Source organism: Hyphococcus sp. (genome assembly GCF_965228385.1).
Taxonomy (GTDB): Bacteria; Pseudomonadota; Alphaproteobacteria; order Caulobacterales; family Parvularculaceae; genus Hyphococcus.
In genome coordinates, this window is sequence record NZ_OZ245810.1 from 1,034,382 (window position 1) to 1,051,593 (window position 17,212).

Annotated in this window: 15 protein-coding genes; 6 read left to right on the top strand and 9 right to left on the bottom strand. The window is 52.4% G+C overall.

Annotated features, from left to right (window positions below):
* The first annotated feature begins 204 nt into the window (after window positions 1-204).
* The gene (locus ACQK2Q_RS04815) at window positions 205-1,209 is read left to right on the top strand and encodes a cation diffusion facilitator family transporter (protein WP_425408612.1); all 1,005 of its coding nucleotides are present in this window, start codon (window positions 205-207) and stop codon (window positions 1,207-1,209) included.
* Here the strand turns inward: ACQK2Q_RS04815 and ACQK2Q_RS04820 are convergent.
* From ACQK2Q_RS04820 to hemF, 6 genes are all read right to left on the bottom strand, one after another.
* On the bottom strand, window positions 1,206-2,540 hold the full coding sequence (locus ACQK2Q_RS04820; RefSeq protein ID WP_425408613.1) for a putative O-glycosylation ligase, exosortase A system-associated: 1,335 nt from the start codon (window positions 2,538-2,540) through the stop codon (window positions 1,206-1,208). The genes ACQK2Q_RS04815 and ACQK2Q_RS04820 overlap by 4 nt on opposite strands.
* An 89-nt stretch (window positions 2,541-2,629) precedes the next feature.
* Window positions 2,630-3,634 (bottom strand): P1 family peptidase, encoded by a 1,005-nt coding sequence (locus tag ACQK2Q_RS04825; RefSeq protein WP_425408614.1) that lies wholly within the window; start codon window positions 3,632-3,634, stop codon window positions 2,630-2,632.
* Window positions 3,631-5,244, bottom strand: a complete 1,614-nt coding sequence (locus ACQK2Q_RS04830) for a dipeptide ABC transporter ATP-binding protein (RefSeq protein ID WP_425408615.1) — start codon at window positions 5,242-5,244, stop codon at window positions 3,631-3,633. The genes ACQK2Q_RS04825 and ACQK2Q_RS04830 overlap by 4 nt, the downstream gene beginning before the upstream one ends.
* The gene (locus tag ACQK2Q_RS04835) at window positions 5,241-6,083 is read right to left on the bottom strand and encodes an ABC transporter permease (protein WP_425408616.1); all 843 of its coding nucleotides are present in this window, start codon (window positions 6,081-6,083) and stop codon (window positions 5,241-5,243) included. The genes ACQK2Q_RS04830 and ACQK2Q_RS04835 overlap by 4 nt, the downstream gene beginning before the upstream one ends.
* Window positions 6,080-8,644, bottom strand: a complete 2,565-nt coding sequence (locus ACQK2Q_RS04840) for an ABC transporter substrate-binding protein (protein ID WP_425408617.1) — start codon at window positions 8,642-8,644, stop codon at window positions 6,080-6,082. The genes ACQK2Q_RS04835 and ACQK2Q_RS04840 overlap by 4 nt, the downstream gene beginning before the upstream one ends.
* A 90-nt stretch (window positions 8,645-8,734) precedes the next feature.
* Window positions 8,735-9,622, bottom strand: a complete 888-nt coding sequence (hemF, locus tag ACQK2Q_RS04845) for an oxygen-dependent coproporphyrinogen oxidase (RefSeq protein ID WP_425408618.1) — start codon at window positions 9,620-9,622, stop codon at window positions 8,735-8,737.
* A gap of 118 nt (window positions 9,623-9,740) precedes the next feature.
* On the opposite strand from hemF, the gene ACQK2Q_RS04850 reads away from it, so the two are divergent.
* Entirely contained in the window at window positions 9,741-10,226 is a 486-nt protein-coding gene (locus ACQK2Q_RS04850; protein ID WP_425408619.1) for a host attachment family protein, read from the top strand.
* On the opposite strand, the gene ACQK2Q_RS04855 is transcribed toward ACQK2Q_RS04850, so the two are convergent.
* Window positions 10,223-10,765, bottom strand: coding sequence for a tRNA (cytidine(34)-2'-O)-methyltransferase (locus ACQK2Q_RS04855; RefSeq protein ID WP_425408620.1), 543 nt, complete (start codon window positions 10,763-10,765; stop codon window positions 10,223-10,225). The two genes, ACQK2Q_RS04850 and ACQK2Q_RS04855, sit on opposite strands and share 4 nt — an antisense overlap.
* Before the next feature lie 58 nt (window positions 10,766-10,823).
* Between ACQK2Q_RS04855 and petA the strand changes: the two genes are divergently transcribed.
* The 3 genes from petA to ACQK2Q_RS04870 are packed head-to-tail and all read left to right on the top strand — an operon-like array spanning window position 10,824 to window position 13,665.
* A complete protein-coding gene (gene petA / locus ACQK2Q_RS04860; protein WP_425408621.1) occupies window positions 10,824-11,423 on the top strand; it encodes a ubiquinol-cytochrome c reductase iron-sulfur subunit in 600 nt (199 codons plus the stop codon).
* A gap of 13 nt (window positions 11,424-11,436) precedes the next feature.
* The gene (locus tag ACQK2Q_RS04865; RefSeq protein WP_425408622.1) at window positions 11,437-12,735 is read left to right on the top strand and encodes a cytochrome b; all 1,299 of its coding nucleotides are present in this window, start codon (window positions 11,437-11,439) and stop codon (window positions 12,733-12,735) included.
* An 18-nt stretch (window positions 12,736-12,753) separates the two neighbouring features.
* Entirely contained in the window at window positions 12,754-13,665 is a 912-nt protein-coding gene (locus ACQK2Q_RS04870; protein ID WP_425408623.1) for a cytochrome c1, read from the top strand.
* An 83-nt stretch (window positions 13,666-13,748) separates the two neighbouring features.
* Here the strand turns inward: ACQK2Q_RS04870 and ACQK2Q_RS04875 are convergent, their stop codons facing one another.
* Entirely contained in the window at window positions 13,749-15,521 is a 1,773-nt protein-coding gene (locus ACQK2Q_RS04875; protein ID WP_425408624.1) for an SMP-30/gluconolactonase/LRE family protein, read from the bottom strand.
* Between the two features lie 81 nt (window positions 15,522-15,602).
* Between ACQK2Q_RS04875 and ACQK2Q_RS04880 the strand changes: the two genes are divergently transcribed.
* Window positions 15,603-16,484: an S-methyl-5'-thioadenosine phosphorylase gene (locus ACQK2Q_RS04880; protein WP_425408625.1), complete on the top strand. Its 882-nt coding sequence runs from the start codon at window positions 15,603-15,605 to the stop codon at window positions 16,482-16,484.
* Here ACQK2Q_RS04880 and ACQK2Q_RS04885 read toward each other — a convergent pair.
* Window positions 16,474-17,202, bottom strand: coding sequence for a hypothetical protein (locus ACQK2Q_RS04885; protein WP_425408626.1), 729 nt, complete (start codon window positions 17,200-17,202; stop codon window positions 16,474-16,476). The two genes, ACQK2Q_RS04880 and ACQK2Q_RS04885, sit on opposite strands and share 11 nt — an antisense overlap.
* Window positions 17,203-17,212 lie beyond the last annotated feature (10 nt).

The following is a 17,212-nucleotide window of genomic DNA, read 5'->3' on the forward strand; positions in this document are numbered from 1 at the left end:
CAAAGGCGACGCCGATCAGGATAGCAATGAAAATGTTATCACGTCACTTTTTTTGTGGGCGCATGTGGTAAATTGAACAAACAATTTGTTGAAATTCCTGTGAAACGCTAAGGTTTCGCCTTGCTCTTTGTCAGGCCAACAGACTACTGTTTGCGCGATTCCGAGGGCTGGATTGCGTAAAAAACCGATTTAATTGGCGAGCGCATGGCGAACTGCGACCATCAAATCCATCATGAACCGCATGGCAAGGTTACCTGGCGATTGCTGGCGGCGCTTTGTGTCATTGTCGTATTCATGATCGTCGAAGTCATCGGCGGGATTATATCAGGCTCGCTCGCGCTCCTCGCCGACGCCTCTCACATGTTGACTGACGCCGCAGCGTTAGCGCTGGCTGCAAGCGCGCAATTCTTGGCGGCGCGCCCTGCGGATTCGCGGCTTCATTTCGGATATCGGCGCGCGCAGGTGCTGGCCGCCTTTGTAAACGGCATATTGCTGGTGTTTTTGCTGTGCTGGATCGCTTATGAGGCGTTCAGCCGATTCATGGATCCTGTCAGTGTTAATGCGGGTTTGATGATGTGGGTGGCGATTGCAGGCCTTTTGGCAAACGCTGCGGCGTTTTTCATTTTGCATCGGCGCGGTGAGCGCAATTTGAATGTACGCGGTGCGCTTCTGCATGTTGTCAGCGATCTGCTGGGCTCGGTTGCCGCAATTATCGCCGCTATCGTTATCATGACGACAGGCTGGATGGCGATTGATCCTTTGCTGTCTGTTTGTGTTGCCGTACTGATTGGATATTCCGCATTTCGACTCGTGCGGGAGACCGGTTTTATTCTCCTTGAGGGCGCGCCGTCTCACATTGACATCGATAAGTTGAGAAACGGGTTGAAGTCTGCATCTTCCAAGATAAACGATGTGCATGACATCCAGATTTCACAGATTACGCCTGAGCAGCCACGGTTGACCCTGCATGCCTGCGTTTCTTCACCAGGCGACGTGGCGGAAGCCCTGGAAGAGGCCAAGGCGTTTCTGGATAAGGAATTTCATATCCGTCACTCCACGATCCAGATTGAAGTGGGTGAATCCTGCCCCGATAGCGGCGACCGTCAACCGGAAAAAAACGGCTTTGAAATACGTGAAAAGAAAACGTCCAACGCGTCTGCGAACTTAACGGCTGGCGGCGGCGCTGCAGCTACGGTAGTGGTGGATTAACGAGCCTCTGCGCTCTCTTCATGCAAATCTTCGAAGCGCTTTCGCCCTCGCCAGTTGCGCGCACGGGCGGCCGCCAAAGCAAATCCAGCGGGTTTTTGCTCGGCGACGGCGATTTTTTTCAGCGCGGAAATCAGTGCGATAATGATAAGATAACCATCCCACATTTCCATCGAAGTTGAAGCACCGCCTATGGCGAAAACAACAAGCGACATTTGCGCATAATACGCAAACCGCCACTTCCATGGAGCAAGTTTTGGATTGGTTTTCGATAAATATACGCTCCAGGCTGACAGAAATGCGTACACAAATAAACTCAAGTAGATAAACAGCCCTATAAATCCGGAGCCTCCCAATACCTCAAAATAGATGCTGTGGGCGGCCTTTGCGGTCTCAGCGCGTTCTATATCGACGGTCTGAGCGATTTCTTTATCATAAGAATTACGTAGCCCTACGCCTGTTACGGGATGTGCAGTTGCAAGCTTCCAGTTGATAACCCATGCGTCTACGCGACCTATAAAAGAATCGTCCTGTGTTGCTTCTCCGATGGTTCTCATGCGTTGAGACCATTCGCCAGGCATAAACGTAATTGTAGGGATCATAACCAGCATTAATCCGGCCAGAATGGCGAATTTGTGCCTTGCCCGAATCCAGAAAAACCCCCCGAATACAATCAAGGCGATAAACGCGCCGCGTGAATGCGTGCCGACAATGGCGATAATCGCGAGGCAAAACAGAACGACGAGGCCGCGTTTGATCCACGGATTGGCGGCTTCGGCGCGTAGATAAAAAATTAGCGGCAAGATTGTCGCGACAGCAATGCCGAAATGGTTGTTGTCTTCCAGAACCGTATTCGGCAGACCTTGCACGCGATATTGTCCGAATGTGGCAAGTGTAAAAACAGCGCCTTTCGCGGCAAAAAATCCGATGGCGGCGACTATCGTCCAGACCATGGCATTGAAACGGAGCTTTCCAGCAGCCATTTGCGCGCAAAGCACAATGAATAACAGCGTTTTGATAAAGCGGTCGTAATAGATTTCTGAATTCTCCGGCGCCAGGGAGAAGATTTGCGACAAAGTCAGCCACCCGGCGAACGCGATAATTAATGATGTAATGGGGTCGAACCGGAACTTTGTAATCTCGCCGGATACGATGTAAGCCGCAACGACGACGCCTGCGATGATCACATTGAGTGGAACGCCATAGACGCCGTAAGCCGCCTGATGCGGCGTCATTAAGGTAAACCACGCCCAGGTCAGCAAACCCGCAAAAGGGTGCCGAAGCGCTGCTACGAGGCAGAGCGCTGTGAAACTAAGCAAAATGGCGTCGCGCATGGGCACCGGCCGGTTCAACGCGGGAAAGCCCGCCTGTCAGTTAAGCATATATACAAGGAATGGGCCGGGCGCCTCATCGCTTCGCGATGTTAATAATTTGCTTCGTAAACGGCGCGGGCGATTGAACGGGCGAGACAGTCGGCGGCGGCGGCCCCCACACGCGCAATCAGGCGTTGGCGCGAGAATTCCGGTCCAGCCGGCAATTCTTTTTGCGCTGTAGCAACGGCGAATACAATGTCGCCGTCGAACGCAGTATGAGCAGGGCGGATGGCGCGGGCGATCCCGTCATGGGCCATAATGGCGATGCGTTTTGCTTCAATGTTAGTTAATTGCGCATTCGTGGCGACAATTGCAATTGTCGTGTTTGCGCCGGCTTGGGTTTGTTCCGAGAAGCGAGAATGCGACGGGAAGGGGTCGGCGTTGTCACGCGCGGTGGTTGGCGTATGCGCGCCATACTCGCTGTTCAGTTCCCATGGCCAGGCGTAAAATGTTTTACCGTCCGGCATAAAAACGGAACCAACGGGATTAGCCGCAACCAGTGCGCCGACCATAATTCCGTTCTCAAGTGCAAGTGAAACCGAACCAATGCCGCCTTTGTTAATTCCAGCCATCGCACCACGACCGGCCCCTGTCGCGCCAAGCGTAAATTCAGCGCCGACGCATTTTGCAGCCTTGACGCCAAGCGCGCGGTAGGGAGGCGTTTCACCCCAGTTCTTGTCGCCGTCGTTGGAGAGATCATGGAGGACAGCAGCGGGTACAATAGGAATTGCAGGCCCTTTTACGCCAAGCCGCAAACCAATGTTTTTCGATGATAGCACAGACACAACGCCGTCCGCGGCGGCAAGCCCGAAAACCGATCCGCCCGTCAGCACAATCGCGTCCGCGCGGCCGACCAGGTTTTCCGGAGACAGAACATCCGTCTCCCGAGCGCCCGGCGCGCCGCCGCGTATGTCCACAGCCGTTACAAAAGAAGAAGCGCAGCGTAAAATGGTGACGCCGGTCTTTACAGTCTCGTCGGTCGCATTTCCAACCAGCACGCCCGGCACATCCGTAATCAGGTTCAGCGGACCGGTTTTAAGTCTCTTTTCGGTCATCCCCTTGCTCCATCTGAGTTCGTTGCGTATCTCCACTTTACCACAGGCGCAGCTTCAATGAGTTGATTTGTATATGCCTGCGCTGGATGGTTGAAAATATTTTGCGTCGGCCCGGTTTCAATAATTTTTCCGTCTTTCATCACCATAACGCGGTCAGCAATATCACGTATAACGCTCAAGTCGTGCGTGATGATAAGAAAAGAAACGCCACGTTCGTCACGAAGCGACTGCAGTAAATCCAGTATACGATTTCGTGCAGTTATATCGAGGGCTGACGTCGCCTCATCGAGAACAATTATCGATGGTTCGGTTGCGAGCGCCCGGGCGAGAGCAATACGCTGTCGTTGTCCACCGGAAAATGCGTGCGGATAATTCTGGAGAGCGCTGGCGTCGAGTCCAACCCGATTCAAAAGCACCGCCGCTCGGTCGGTTTTCTCGCTTTGCTCCATATGGCCGCCAAGGAGATGCAAGGGTTCGCAAATTATGTCGCGCACGCGCTGTCGTGGATTAAAACTCGAATAGGGATCTTGGAAAACAATCTGAATATTCCGGCGCAGCGAGCGCATGGTGCTGACAGTAGTTGATGGAAAGGTTTTGTTGTTGATGAACACAGCGCCGCCGGAAAGAGGTTGCAGAGCAAGCAGCGCTCTGGCGAGCGTAGATTTTCCACTGCCGGATTCTCCGACAAGCCCCAGAATTTCGCTTTTCGATAATGAGAACGAAACATTGTCCACTGCTCGAACAGGGTCTAATTTTTGCAAAATACTTCGCGGTTCCGCATAATAACATGAAACGTTCTTTGCGGTTAAAACGGCTGGTTGGGGTGCTGAAGGCCTGGCTTTGCCTTCGGCACGGGCTGGTAAAAACTTTTTCGCGTGCTGGTTTCCGCGGTGCGAATAAAACTGGTCAGCGGATAATGTGTTTTCAATTTTACCGTCTGTCAGGATAACGATTTCATCGGCAACAGCAGAAACTACCGCCAGATCGTGCGTTATCAACAGCAGCGCGATGTTTTCGGTTCTCGTCAGTGATTCCAGAAGCGATAAAATCTCTGCCTGCGTTGTGACGTCAAGCGCTGTCGTTGGTTCATCGGCGATCAATACTGTTGGTTTCATGGCGATCGCGATGGCGATAACAACCCGCTGGCGTTGTCCGCCCGAAAGTTCATGGGGACGGCGCTTCGGAGAAATTTCGTTTGCAGGCAGGCCCACACGGCGTAAAATATCTCCAGCCTTCCTTCTCGCTTCATCGCGTGTAATGTTTTCGTGCGTTAAAAAACATTCTGAAACCTGATCGCCGATCGTCTGCAGTGGGTTGAGCGCAGTCATGGGCTCCTGAAAAACCATTGAGACCTTCTTGCCGCGGAGCCGGCTGAAGTTTTTGTCGTCAAGTTCAAGAAGGTTTTGATCGTTCAGTACGACCGCACCGGTAATTTTGGCCGAACGTGGACAAAGACCCATCATCGCCAATGCGGTCATGGACTTTCCAGAACCGGAACGACCGATCAGTCCCGTAATTTTTCCGCGTTGCAAAAGGAAATTGATATCGGAGAGTATTGGCGCGCCGTCGATCGTTACGGAAAGCGAGTTTATCGCCAGAGCGCTTTTCATAATGTTCCCTTGATATGATGAGGATCAAGATGTTTGCGCAATCCGTCTCCAATCAAATTCAAGCCCAGAACAAATAAGAAAATTGCAAGACCTGGAAAAATCGCCAGCCACGGGGCGAAGCCGATCATTGTCTGGCTTTCTGCAAGCATTCGTCCCCAACTTGGCGCCGGAGGCTGGACGCCAAGCCCGACATAGGAAAGGGCGGATTCAGCGAGCACGGCCAGCGAAAATTGTACAGTTCCCTGAACAATGAGAGTCGGTGCTATATTCGGTAAGATGTGTGCAATAGAAATTTGCAAACTGTTTTTACCTGCAGTACGAGCGCTCATGACGTAGCCACGCGTCCAGATTGGCAGCGCGGCGCCGCGTGTAAGCCGGGCGAAGACCGGAATGTTGAAAACGCCGATTGCAATCACGGCGCTCATGACGCCCGGACCATAAACAGCGGTGATAAGTATAGCTAGGATAAGAGCAGGGAAGGCGAAGATGATGTCGCTCGTCCGCATGAGGATTTCATCCAGAAACCCCTTATTCCCGGCCGCCACAAGTCCCAGCGGTACGCCAATCATCATGCCGCCGACGACTGCAAGAACCGCCACCATAATCGACGCGCGGGCGCCGACCATAATCATGGAAAATACATCCCTTCCAAAGTGATTGGTGCCAAACCAGTGTGTAGCAGAGGGCGCGCTAAGACGGGCGTCTACATTGATGGTCTCAACGTTGTAGGGGGTAAAAAAAAGGGAGATAATCGCCATCGCGATGAACGCGCTGACAATGATTTTCCCGGCGATGTATGCGTTTCGCGTTTCCGATATACGGGCAAATTGCAACATCATGAAGCTTTGACCGCTCGTAAACGCGGATCGACAATCGCATAAGCGAGATCGACAAGGAAGGCGATAGCGATCACTGCAAACACCAGCAGCATGACAATGCTTTCGACAACGATCAAATCGCGCTGGGCTATGCTTTGAAAGACCAGCCGTCCCAGGCCCGGCAGATAAAATACGTTTTCGATAATGACGACGCCGGCCAGCAGGAAAGCAAATTGCAAGCCGAGTATGGTCAGCACGGGAATTAGCGCATTGCGCAATGCATGGCGTATGACAGTATCTCGCCATCTAAGTCCTTTGGCGCGAGCCGTGCGTATATAGTCTTCGCGTAAGGTTTCGAGTGTGGATGAGCGCATGATTTGAGTCAGAATCGCAGCTTGCGGTATGGCGAGAGCAATAGCCGGGAGAACCAGCGCTTTGAGCGCAGGAAAAATACCGGCCTCCCATCCGGGAAAGCCGCCGGCGGAAAACCACTGGAAACTGACAGCGAAAATCATGACAAACAAAATGGCAAGCCAGAAATTGGGAATGGAAACGCCCATTTGCGCCGCCCCGATAATAACGGAGCTTCGCTTTTTATCGCGCATTGCGGCTGCAGCAAGGCCGGCGGGAACGCCTATAAATGTCGAAGTCGCAAAAGCGAGAATTGCGAGAGGCAGTGAAACCCAGATTCGCTCAGCTAACAATTCAGATACTGGTGTGCGATAGGTGTAACTGACGCCCAGATCACCAGAAATAAAACCGCCAAACCAGTCGAAGTATCGCACGACAAGAGAATCATGCAGACCCAGTTCTTTACGCAGCGCCTCTACGGAAGCGGGATCGGCGTTTAGGCCCATCATAAAAGCCGCCGGGTCGCCGGGTGCGATTTCAATGAAAAAGAATATGATGATTGAAGCGGCGGTCACCGTTATTGCCATTGATATGGCGCGGCCGACTAAAAAACCCGGGCTCGGGCGCGCAAAGACCGCCACCCCGATAAACACACCTGCGATCAAGATGAAGAATGGCCATAGCGAGACGGCGCCTGTTTTCTTTGTATTGTTCGTCTTGATCGGCGCGCGGCCGGCTATGTCGGCTTTTGTCAGATCATTGGCTTGCACTGGCGCATTTGCCCATACGCCGGAGACGTCCTTTGACCAGACAGCAAGCTTGGGCCCGGCGGCGATAAAAACATTCACGGCGTCGTTCGCAAGTATGCGCTGCGCTTGATTTAAAAGCTCAAGGCGGCGCTCAGAATTCGATACGCTGCGCAACTCGGCGATCACGGCGTCAAATAACTCATTGTGGTACTGAATATAATAATTGTCGCGGGCGTATATATCGATATCCATGGGCTCCGTGTGAGAGACAATGGTGAGGTCGTAATTTTTGTTGCCAAACACCTGATCCAGCCATTGCGTCCATTCGACATTGCGGATGGTTACATTAATGCCGACGGATTGAAGTTGCGCGGCGACGATCTCTCCGCCACGCCGCGCGTAAGCAGGCGGCGGCAAAGTGAGGGTTAGCGAAAATCCATTTGGAAAGCCGGCCTGCGCCAACAGTTTTCTGGCTTCTATCGGATCGTGTGAATATCGATCTGAAAGATCGACATATCCCGGGCGATGTGGCGGATAGTGGCTGCCGATAGGCGTTCCAAAGCCGAAAAGCGCAGCATCGATGATGGCCTGTTTATCCAAGGCGTGATTGAGCGCGCGCCGAATGTTAATATCGTTAAACGGGACCTTGGCGTTGTTGATGGCGAGCAGAATTTCACCTTCGCCACTACCGGAGACAATTTTAAATCTGTCATCTCGCGCAATCATGCTGAGATTCTCAGCCGCAGGGTAGTTTGGGAATCCGTCTACATCGCCCGCCATTAGCGCCGCAAAAGCGGCTGTCGGGTCCGGAATAAAAATAAAATTTATCTGGTCCAGTTTGGCTGGCGCGCCCCAATATTTGTCGTGACGCGTTAGCACGATTGATGCGCCACGCCGCCATAGCTGAAATTGAAAGGGGCCTGTTCCTACAGGTTTGACCGCATTGGCGGCTGCGCTTTGAGACGAAACGATTACGGCGTCGCCCCATCCAAGATATGTAGGAAAGGCGCCAAGCGCGCTCTTTAGCGTAATCCGGACTGTATAATCGCCATTCGCCACCACTGAGTCGATCATTTCAAATATTGTGCGCTGCGCGTTCGAGGAGGTCGGCGCTTTTGCGCGATTTAAGGAAAACACCACATCTTCGGCGGTGAAAGCAGTTCCATCGTGAAAAGAAACGTTCTCGCGCAATTTGAATTCATAAATCAGGCCGTCGTCAGAAATTGTCCAGTCCGTCGCCAGCAGCGGCGAGACCGAGCCGTCATCATTGATGCGCGTTAGTCCTTCGAAAATGTTGGCGTAAACGATTTCATCAATAGCGGCCGCCGCGCCGCTGGTCGGGTCGAGATTGGGGGGTTCAAGTTGAACGCCAACATTGATAGCTCCGGCGGCGATTGCTTTTCCGGTAATAATTAGCGACGCCGCCAGAATTACGAAAGCGCGATGCAGGATCGGACGAAGCATGTCGGCGATTGCCGGCATTGGCGCTCCTTGAAGCAGGGCTTTAGCTATACAATTGTTTATCAGGGTTTGTTGTCAACACAAGAAAGAGCGAGCGCTATCACGCCCTTTTCATGGCCACTTTGCTTCAGGCGGTAATGACGAAAGGATTGCATCCACGTTACCGCCTGTTTTCAATCCAAAAGCAGTACCGCGATCATATAAAAGGTTGAACTCAGCATACCGTCCGCGTTGGATCAGTTGTTTCTCGCGATCTTCATCAGACCAGGGTCGATCCATCCGTTTAGCGACCAAGGCAGGGTAGACATTCAAAAACGCCTTGCCGATATCCCTGGTGAAAGCGAAATCTTTCTCCCAGACGCCGGTATTGTGCCGGTCAAAAAAAACGCCCCCTACGCCGCGCGGTTCATTCCTGTGTGCAAGCCAGAAATAATCGTCACACCAGTTTTTGAATTTTTCATAATAGGCCTTGTCATGGTCATCGCACGCAGCGCGCATTGCATTATGGAATGAAACCGTATCCTCATGACTTTCACTACGATAATCCGGGTGCATAGGGTTTAAATCGCCGCCGCCGCCGAACCACCACTTCGTCGTTACGATCATGCGTGTGTTCATATGCGCGGCGGGCGCGTGCGGATTGCGCGGGTGCGCTATCAGCGAAACACCTGAGGCCCAGAATCGCGGATCTTCGTCAGCACCGGGAATTTGGCTGCGAAATTCTTTTGAAAATTCGCCATATACAGTTGAGGTATGAATACCGGCTTTCTCGAATACGCGGCCATGTAGCATGCCCATAACGCCGCCGCCCTGATCTTCTGCATTGTCCGGGGTTGCCTGCGTATTGCGTGACCATTCTGTTTTCTGGAAACGACCGGGCTGCATGTTCTCATAAAGCGGACCCGCTTCCTGCTCGATTTGCTCGAACGCTTTAAATAATTTGTCGCGCAGCGTCTCGAACCACTGGCGGGCAAAGTTCTTTTGATTTTCAAGGCTCATATTACAGTCTGTTCAATTGCCTAACGGGTTTAAGCGTATCCTGACGAAGCGTCAAAACCGGCCGGAACAAAGGTTGTTCAAACTTGTTTCCCTAAGGCAGATAAATAAGGTGGTGAAAATGCGTGATTTAGCTGATCAGATTACATGGGTCGCCGTCGCCGACGGCGAAAAAGCGCTGGTCTTTGTAAATGACGATACGCCGGAAAACCCGATTCTTAATGTCATTTCCAAAGACAAGCTGGATAACCCTCCTACACGGGAACAAGCGGCGAACCGGCGCGGGCGGTTTAACGATCCTGGCGCTGGCGGTGCGCAGCGCTCTGCGGTCGATGATACGGATTGGCATGAATTCGAAAAAGAGCGCTTTGCTAAAGATTTTGCTGAAACCTTGAATAAGGCGGCGTTGAAGAACGCTTTTGACCATCTCATTTTATTCGCGCCGCCGCAGGCGTTAGGACGCCTTCGTAAGGAATTTCATAAGGAAACCGATGGAAAACTACTGTTCACGGTGGATAACGATCTAACCAATCATCCTGTTGAAGATATCGAAAAGCATTTGGCGTCGGCGTTTGAAGCTGAGAACAAGCAAGCACCGCTCGTTTAATCCCAGCCAAGTTGCCGGCGCGCTTCGGCAAGGGCCACAGCCGCCGCCACATGAATGTTCAATGAGCGTGCGCCAGGCACCAGGGGAATACGCAAACGGGCGTCGGCGCGTGCATGCACATCAGGGGGCGCGCCTGCGCTTTCGCTTCCCGTCAGTAAAATATCGTCAGCTCTGAATTCAAAGTCCCAGACGGATTGCACTGCTGAAGTCGTCAGCAAGACCAGCCGGGCGCTGTCGATCTGGTTTAGGAAATGGCCCCAGCTTGCATGGGAGGTTGGAGCCGCCTGTTCCCCATAGTCCATGGCGACGCGGCGCAGCTCTCTGGCGTTCAAAGGGAAGCCGCATGGCTCGACAACATCGAGAGCTGCCCCGAAACAGGCGGCGGCCCGTATCGCGGCGCCGACATTCTGGGGAATATCCGGTTGATAGAGAGCCAGGCGCATAATCTTGTTTTTACACCCTTTTTTGAACATTCGCCGCAAAGCTGCAGCGACGCTAGGCCGCAGCGCTTCGTCGCCTAGACTTTGTAAATAGAACATGACAGATAGCCTCGCGATTCTTCTCAATTAGGGCGCAAATTCAAGGGCAAGACAGGTCATGACGACATCCGATGCGACCGAAGACAGCGGCGAAACCAACCGTCGCGATTTTATTCATATTTTTGGAGCCGCGACCGCCGTCGCCGGAGCGGGCGCCGTTCTGTGGCCTTTGGTGCACCAGATGAACCCTGACGCCTCCGTGCTGGCTTTGTCGACCAAGGAAGTCGATCTTTCAGTTGTTCCGGTTGGTCAGGCGATCAAGGTGATGTGGCAAGGAAAGCCGGTTTTCATTCGTCACCGGACTTCAGAAGAAATTTCCGAAGCTGAAGCGACGCCGCTTTCGGCGCTCAAAGACCCTGTTGCACGCAACGCCAATCTTTCCAGCGGCGCCGATGCGACGGATGGTAATTTAACGACAGGGGCAAGCGGAGAGGCGAAGCCCGCGTGGCTGATTCTCGTGGGTGTGTGTACGCATCTGGGATGCATTCCCCTTGGTACCACGGCGGGTGAAAACCGGGGCGATTACGGGGGCTGGTTTTGCCCATGTCATGGCTCACACTACGATATGGCGGGCCGCATCCGGAAAGGCCCGGCGCCGGAAAATCTCGAAGTGCCGCCATATGAGTTCATCACCGATACCATCGTGAAGATCGGTTAGGGAGCGGACAACAATGAGCCATCAATCTACATATAATCCATCGACCGGCATTGAAAAATGGCTGGACCGGCGACTGCCGATCGTTCGCATGAGCGCGGATTTTATGGATTTCCCGACGCCGAAAAACCTCAATTACTGGTGGACATTTGGCGGCATCCTCGCCGTTTGCCTGGTAATCCAGATTATCACCGGCATTGTACTGGCCATGCACTATACGCCGCATACCGATATGGCGTTCGCCAGCGTCGAGCACATTATGCGCGATGTGAACTATGGCTGGCTTATGCGATATATCCATTCCAACGGGGCGTCGATGTTCTTCATCGCCGTTTATATCCATATGTTTCGCGGGCTTTACTACGGTTCGTATAAAGAACCGCGCGAAGTTGTGTGGATGTTAGGCGTTGTCATCTTTTTGTTGATGATGGCCACAGCGTTCATGGGGTATGTGCTTCCCTGGGGCCAGATGTCCTACTGGGGCGCGACGGTTATCACTAATCTGTTCTCAGCGATTCCGGTAATCGGTGATGATATACGCACGCTGTTATGGGGCGGTTTTTCGGTCGACAATCCAACGCTCAACCGTTTCTTCTCGCTACATTATTTGTTGCCGTTCGCCATTTTCGGCGTTGTAGGGCTGCACATCTGGGCGTTTCATACAAGCGGCAATAACAACCCGTCCGGCGTTGAAATAAAAGATGTGAAAAAAGACACAGTGCCGTTCCATCCTTATTATACGGTGAAGGATGGGTTCGCGATTGTTGTTTTCCTAATCCTGTTTGCGGCGTTCGTTTTCTTTAATCCTAACGCTCTTGGCCACGCAGATAATTATATCGAAGCGAACCCGCTGGTGACGCCGGCGTCGATTGTGCCTGAATGGTATTTTCTGCCTTTCTACGCAATTCTGCGCGCGATCACGTTCGATATCCTTTTTATACCGGCCAAGCTTGGCGGCGTGATCGCGATGTTCGGCTCCATTCTCGTTCTTTTCGTTCTGCCATGGCTTGATACGTCGAAAGTGCGCTCCATGCGATACCGTCCGGTCGCCCGGATGTGGTTTTTCCTTTTCGTGATTGCCTGCATTGCGCTCGGCTATCTTGGCGGAAAACCGGCGGAAGGGTCTTACGTGATGTTCGCGCAAATCGCGACTGCGTATTATTTCGCCTTTTTCCTGATCATCCTGCCGCTGCTTGGCATTCTTGAAACGCCAAAACCGTTGCCGCGATCTATTGCTGAATCCGTATTGAACAAAAAACCGTTGAAACCTGAAACATCCGCTGCGCCCGGCGCAACGGTTGCGCCGGCGGAGTAGGGGCCAATGATGAACCGAATGTCTATTGCTCGCACGCTGACCATCGCATTAGGCGCGTCGCTTGCCGTTACTACGGCCGCACATGCGGCCGGCGGCGAATACAAACATCCTGAACATCAGCATTGGCATTTCTCAGGACCGTTTGGAACATTTGATCAGGACGCCTTGCAACGCGGTTTTCAGGTGTACGAAACCGTTTGCTCAAGCTGTCACGGGCTGGAGCTGTTGTCGTTCCGCAATCTTGGTCAAAAGGGCGGACCGTTTTTTCTGGAAAGCTGCCCTGACGGCATTCCAGAAAGCATCGATTGTTCAAATCCCAATGATAATCCGGTGGTCAAATCCATCGCGCAAAATTACAAGTTTAAAGTTGTCGACGGACCAGACGATACGGGCGAGATGTTCGAACGAGATCCGTTGCCGTCAGATCACTTCCCTGGCCCGTTTGCGAATGATCAACTTGCACGCATGGCGAACAATAATGCTCTGCCGCCAGACCTGTCACTGATCACGAAAGCGCGGCACGGCGGCGCGGATTATATTTATAGCCTTTTGGTCGGTTATGAAGATGCGCCGTCAACCGTGGATGTGGCTCCGGGCCAGTATTACAATCCGTATTATCACGGGGACATGGCGCAAGCCATGAAACCGGAATATATGGAAGACGGCCACGTTGTTGAGGGCGTCGAAGTACCGTTGGGCGGCGTGTTGGCCATGGCTCCGCCGCTCGCTGACGGTATGGTGTCATACGGCGATGACAGCCCTCAAACCGTTGAGCAATACGCCAAAGACGTTACCGAATTTTTGATGTGGGCGGCTGAACCGAAGATGGAATCGCGCAAGGCCCTCGGCGTTATGTCCCTCATCTATCTTCTTATACTGGCCGGAATTTTGTACTGGTCATACCGTAAAGTATGGGAAGATCAGCACTAAATTGGCGCCGGTTATATCCGCTGGATAAAAGGCCTGTTGAAGCCGGCTCAAATAAAAAGGGTCGGGTTTTTACATTCGTGTCATCAGGTATCAGGCGACGTTTCAAACGCCCCGCCGGGAACAAGATCAAGATCATCAGCTTCCATAACGCCGGTCGTTGTTTGATCGATTTCCCCAGTATCCGCATTGATGATAATAATTTCATTACGCCGCGGCAGTGTCGCAAATAACCGTCGTTCGCGCGCATCGAAAGCCAACCCCAAGGGTCTGGACGGGAGAGCGATTTCATCAATGATAGCGCCCGTTGATAGAGATATCGATGCAAGGTCAGACGAGGCGTTGCGAAGAATCCAGAGCTTACCGGCATCGTCATCAACCGCTAGTGCGATGGGAAACGCACCGCCGCTTTCGTGACACGTTAATTGCCGTGTGTCAGTGATATCAATTGCGCAAACATTTTTGTCAAAGCTATTCGCGACCCATAAGGTCTTCTCGTCGGGGGAGGCGGCAATAGCTTCAGCGCCGCTTCCGGTTATTATTGTATCAATAGCGCCGTTGTCTGTATCGATAATATATACTTCGCCAGCTTGTGGATTGGATGCAAAAAGTTTTTTTGATTGTTCCAGCAATAAAACTTTATGAACGCCTTTCTTTGTCTTGATGGTGCGTATGATTTTCCCGCTTGCAGGGTCTAATTCGCGAATTTCTGCGCTTTCTTCGCAAGTAATCCACGCTCGGCTCCCTTGCGCTGAAATGGCGGCGCCGTGCGGACGAGGACACTTATCCAACGGATAAAGCTCACTCTCGCCAGTCACCAAATCAATAACAGCAACGCCAGAGCTTGTTACCGATTGCCATTGTAATTGCGAGGGAGAAATTGGATTTTGATGCGGCGCGGGATAAACACCATGTAAGGGCGCAATTGCAATGCGGCCATCTTCGCTGGAAGCAATATCATGCGGACCCTGCCCGACATATATTCTTTTGTTTTCCTTAAGCGTATCCGCGTCCAGCAACACGACATGTCCTGAAGATCGCGCGACGGCGACGAGTTGGGCGGCCAAAACTTCCAGGTCAGTATTTGGCGCGTAATATAAGTTGGAATCGCCGTCTTTAGACGACGAATAGACAACAGATCCGTCTTTATTAAACCGCGCCAGCAAGTCGCTGCCTTGCGTATTCAGCAATGACAACGGTATCGCCGCGCTCCACCGCTCGTTTTCTAAAAAACTGATATACAGGTCACCGGAAGCGGATTTATTTGTCTTTCTTCCTGACGCCTCAAAAATTATTGATGTTCCATCAGGCGAAAAATCAAGATTCCACTCGCCCATAGGGGAATTCAGATCCGCCAAGGGCTCAACTTTCCATTCATCATTGGCGAGTTGCCGGGCGCAATAAAAGTCTCCCTGACCTTGTCCGCCTGGCCGGTCGGAAGAAAAACAAAGCTTACCGGTTGGCGATACAACTGCACTATACTCCTCGCTATCTGAATTTACGGGTTCCGGCAGCCGAACAGTCGAGCCCCATCGGTTTCCTAGCCATTCAACCTGCCAGATATCGCTGTCGCCATAGCGGTTTGAAATGAAATATGCCGTATTGGTCGCTTCACTATAATAAAATCCATATTCATCCGCATTTTGATCGGACCATTCCGGTGTGGAATAAACAGTATCTTGATAGCGATAGATTTTTTGTTGAGAATTTTGCCCCCATGGTCCCGTCATTCTGGTTAAGTAGGCGCCGTCCGGGCCTGCGCTTAATCCGTATTCTGGGTAATCGGTGTTGTATCGGCTCAAATTTTCTGGCGTAAATGTGCCAGCGCCAACAAGCCACGCAAGATAAAAAATATACATCCTGAACTCCCGCAGTATGCGTGTACGTTAGAATTTGTTTTATCGATGCGCCCATGAAAAATGTTAACGAAAGGCCGCACAATGACAACTCACAACCGCGTGCTTGGTTTTATCGGAGGTTCAGGCGTCTATTCTGTGGATGCGCTGGAGGGTGCAGAAAAACTGGTCATGCCAACGCCCTGGGGCGATCCGTCTGATGCGCTAGTGCGCGGCGTGATGAAGGGTGTCGATGTCATCTTTCTGGCGCGGCACGGGAAAGGGCACCGATTGCCGCCTGGGGCTATTAATTATCGAGCGAATATTGACGCCATGAAGCGCGCGGGCGCCACTGATATCATTTCCATATCCGCTTGCGGGTCATTCCGCGAAGACCTGCCGCCGGGAAGTTTCGTTATGGTTGACCAGTTCATTGACCGTACGACAAATCGTGAAAAGAGCTTTTTCGGTCCGGGCTTCGTCGCACATGTATCAATGGCGCGACCGGTCTGTCCGGCGCTGAGCGAAGCACTGGCGGCGTCATGTGCGGCGCTCGATATTTCACATTATCGAGGCGGAACATATATCGCAATAGACGGGCCGCAATTTTCCTCGCAAGCCGAATCAAAGCTTTACCGCGCGTGGGGATGCGATGTAATCGGCATGACAAACATGCCGGAAGCAAAGCTCGCGCGCGAGGCTGAATTGCCATACGCCAGTGTCGCTATGGTCACGGACTATGACTGCTGGCGTGAAACAGAAGCGCCGGTGGAAGTCGGTAAGATTCTGGAGACGCTCAAGCTCAACACGGCAAATGCGGCGAAACTGGTTGGCGATGTCGCTGTTCGTTTGGGGAAGACAAGATCGCTGTCGCCGACTGGCGCTGAGCATGCGCTTGATATGGCGGTTATAACGGCGCCCGCCGCCCGTGATCCTGAAATGATGAAGAAACTGGACGCTGTTGCCGGCAGGGTGTTCAGGCGCTGATCGCCATTTCCGGCGGTTCCAGGGTCAAAATATGGTTTGCAACGGGCGCTGCCCCGATGGCAAAGGACCAGTCTTCGAGGTCTTTATTGACGATGCACACGGTCAAGCCATATGCGGCCGCCATATGTAATTGCCAGTCGTTGAGAGCAATGACGCCATAGCAACGGTCGTTGGGGCGCATGATGGTAATTGCACGCGCTGTCCATCTCGTCTCATTTGACTTGATCCAGATGCTGGCGATATTTTTGAAGAGCATTCTTTCAGCGGCGATAACGCTCAAGTAGTGCTGCTTAAAATTATTTTGCGGGTTCTCTACAGTTGCAATGCGCATTCTCGCTGAGCACGTCGATGTAGCCCTGATAAACGGGCTGACAACAGGATCAGCGGCGTAAAGGGCCGAGAAATCCTCTTTTAGTTCAGATTGCAGCTTGTCTTCAGTATGCGACATTAACTCCAGAGAGGTTTCATTCAACAGAACGGCGAAGCCTTCGGGAAAAGTACGCGCCACTTCTCCTGATATGGACGGTAAGGAACCGAAAGAGACAACGACATGATCGCCTTTCCGGGCTGTGCAATCGCTGCGGATCGCGAGGCTTTTCGATGTAAAATTCAGTGTCCGGCTGATATGTTCAGGACCGCCATTGATGGAAAACCGTACGAAAAGCGCCGCCTCTCGTCTGGGCGCTCTGCGGCGTTCATATTCAGAAATTGCGTTCATGAAAGCAAAT

Bases quoted from the DNA above. Each gene is read 5' to 3' on its own strand.
- ACQK2Q_RS04815 (WP_425408612.1), top strand. From the start codon at position 205: ATGGCGAACTGCGACCATCAAATCCATCATGAACCGCATGGCAAGGTT.
- ACQK2Q_RS04820 (WP_425408613.1), bottom strand. From the start codon at position 2,540: ATGCGCGACGCCATTTTGCTTAGTTTCACAGCGCTCTGCCTCGTAGCA.
- ACQK2Q_RS04825 (WP_425408614.1), bottom strand. From the start codon at position 3,634: ATGACCGAAAAGAGACTTAAAACCGGTCCGCTGAACCTGATTACGGAT.
- ACQK2Q_RS04830 (WP_425408615.1), bottom strand. From the start codon at position 5,244: ATGAAAAGCGCTCTGGCGATAAACTCGCTTTCCGTAACGATCGACGGC.
- ACQK2Q_RS04835 (WP_425408616.1), bottom strand. From the start codon at position 6,083: ATGATGTTGCAATTTGCCCGTATATCGGAAACGCGAAACGCATACATC.
- ACQK2Q_RS04840 (WP_425408617.1), bottom strand. From the start codon at position 8,644: ATGCCGGCAATCGCCGACATGCTTCGTCCGATCCTGCATCGCGCTTTC.
- hemF (WP_425408618.1), bottom strand. From the start codon at position 9,622: ATGAGCCTTGAAAATCAAAAGAACTTTGCCCGCCAGTGGTTCGAGACG.
- ACQK2Q_RS04850 (WP_425408619.1), top strand. From the start codon at position 9,741: ATGCGTGATTTAGCTGATCAGATTACATGGGTCGCCGTCGCCGACGGC.
- ACQK2Q_RS04855 (WP_425408620.1), bottom strand. From the start codon at position 10,765: ATGTTCTATTTACAAAGTCTAGGCGACGAAGCGCTGCGGCCTAGCGTC.
- petA (WP_425408621.1), top strand. From the start codon at position 10,824: ATGACGACATCCGATGCGACCGAAGACAGCGGCGAAACCAACCGTCGC.
- ACQK2Q_RS04865 (WP_425408622.1), top strand. From the start codon at position 11,437: ATGAGCCATCAATCTACATATAATCCATCGACCGGCATTGAAAAATGG.
- ACQK2Q_RS04870 (WP_425408623.1), top strand. From the start codon at position 12,754: ATGTCTATTGCTCGCACGCTGACCATCGCATTAGGCGCGTCGCTTGCC.
- ACQK2Q_RS04875 (WP_425408624.1), bottom strand. From the start codon at position 15,521: ATGTATATTTTTTATCTTGCGTGGCTTGTTGGCGCTGGCACATTTACG.
- ACQK2Q_RS04880 (WP_425408625.1), top strand. From the start codon at position 15,603: ATGACAACTCACAACCGCGTGCTTGGTTTTATCGGAGGTTCAGGCGTC.
- ACQK2Q_RS04885 (WP_425408626.1), bottom strand. From the start codon at position 17,202: ATGAACGCAATTTCTGAATATGAACGCCGCAGAGCGCCCAGACGAGAG.